The sequence below is a fragment of the Shinella granuli genome, from assembly GCF_004341885.1.
GTDB lineage: Bacteria > Pseudomonadota > Alphaproteobacteria > Rhizobiales > Rhizobiaceae > Shinella > Shinella granuli.
This window is the reverse complement of sequence record NZ_SLVX01000091.1, coordinates 1-1,603: the sequence shown is the minus strand read 5'-3', so window position 1 is coordinate 1,603 and position 1,603 is coordinate 1. Positions and strand designations below refer to the sequence as shown.

The 1,603-nt window shown below is 58.8% G+C and carries 1 protein-coding gene and 1 pseudogene; one reads left to right on the top strand and one right to left on the bottom strand.

Features of this window, described 5'->3' with window-relative positions; genetic code table 11:
* The first annotated feature begins 203 nt into the window (after positions 1–203).
* Positions 204–920 (top strand): ABC transporter ATP-binding protein, encoded by a 717-nt coding sequence (locus EV665_RS32105; RefSeq protein WP_024271190.1) that lies wholly within the window; start codon positions 204–206, stop codon positions 918–920.
* Positions 921–1,059: 139 nt separating this feature from the next.
* Here EV665_RS32105 and EV665_RS32100 read toward each other — a convergent pair.
* A pseudogene (locus EV665_RS32100) lies at positions 1,060–1,521 on the bottom strand (IS3 family transposase); the annotation flags it as partial.
* Positions 1,522–1,603: the final 82 nt, after the last annotated feature.

The following is a 1,603-nucleotide window of genomic DNA, read 5'->3' as shown; positions in this document are numbered from 1 at the left end:
CAGGCCGCTACGGCGCGAAACATCCATCCTCGCAGCGTGATCACCATACGTTCTCAAAAGTCGGACAGATTCAACACTTTCGTGTCGTGACGCCGATACGATCATCGGCGTTATCGTTGTCATCGCCATATGCGCGCTCGCCAGCATCGTCGCGATCCGGATGGCGTTGAAGGTCGACCCCGCCGAGGCGATCGGTGGCTGAGATGGGCGGCGGGATACTGATCGAGAAAATCCGCAAGCGATATGGCAGCGGCTCCACCGCCGTCGATGCCCTCAAAGACGTCAATATGCGGGTCGCGCCCGGCGAGGTCGTCGGTTTGATTGGACCGTCGGGTTCTGGGAAGAGTACCTTACTCAAAGCTCTGGGGGCGGTCATCGACCCGAGCGGTGGGCGGATGACCCTTGGTGACGAGCTGATCTATGACGATGGATGGAAGATCCGCGATCTGCGTGCGTTGAGGCGCGACAAGATCGGTTTTGTCTTCCAGGCGCCTTACCTCATTCCCTTTTTGGACGTGACCGACAATGTCGCCCTGCTTCCCATGCTTGCCGGCATCCCAAATCATGAATCACGCCAACGCGCGCGAGAGCTTCTAAAAGCACTCGATGTCGAGCACCGAGCCGATGCGATGCCATCGCAGCTCTCCGGCGGCGAGCAACAGCGCGTTGCCATCGCGCGCGGATTGGTCAACCGGCCGCCTGTCATTCTTGCCGACGAGCCGACCGCCCCGCTCGACAGTGTGCGCGCGTTGACCGTGATCCGGATCCTCAACGACATGGCCGTGAAATTCGGAACGGCGATCATCGTCGTCACGCACGACGAAAAGATCATCCCCACCTTCAGGCGCATCTACCACATCCGCGACGGGGTCACCCACGAAGAAGCAGGCGAAGGGCGCGGCTTCGAAACGGGCCCGTGAGAACGATTATCTTTCCGCTGCAACGATGGCGGTGTTTGCTGACCGGAAGCTGACGGCAATTTCTGCCGATCTTCAGTAGCCCGTCAGTCCCTCTGTGCATGATTTCTGAATAGCCCCGAGTTTCGTAGACACCCTCGGGTTAGATTTTCTGCCGCTTCTCGAACTCTACCGGCGACAGCATGCCGTTTCTGACATGCTTGCGTTTCGGGTTGTAGAACATTTCGATGTAGTCGAACACATCCTGACGGGCTTCGTCGCGTGAACGATAGACCCTGCGGCGTATCCGCTCCCGCTTCAGGAGATTGAAGAAGCTTTCGGCCACGGCATTGTCATGGCAGTTGCCGCGTCGACTCATCGAGTGAACCAGATTGTGGTGCTTCAGGAACGAGGCCCAGTCCATGCTGGTGAATTGCGAGCCCTGATCCGAGTGCACCAGAACCTTGTCCTTTGGCTTTCGCCGCCAGACAGCCATCAGCAACGCCTGCAGCACGACATCAGTCGTCTGGCGGCTCTGCATCGACCAGCCGATGACACGGCGGGAATAGAGATCGATGACGACAGCGAGATAGGCGAAGCCTTGGTTGGTTCGGAGTGGAGTAAGAAGCGCGGATGCGCTTCTCCTCCCCGAACCGTACGTGCACCTTTCAGCGCATACGGCTCTCTATTCAACCTTGGCCCATGGC

What these genes read in the sequence shown, in the direction of transcription:
- EV665_RS32105 (WP_024271190.1), top strand. Translation starts at nt 204, where the DNA reads ATGGGCGGCGGGATACTGATCGAGAAAATCCGCAAGCGATATGGCAGC.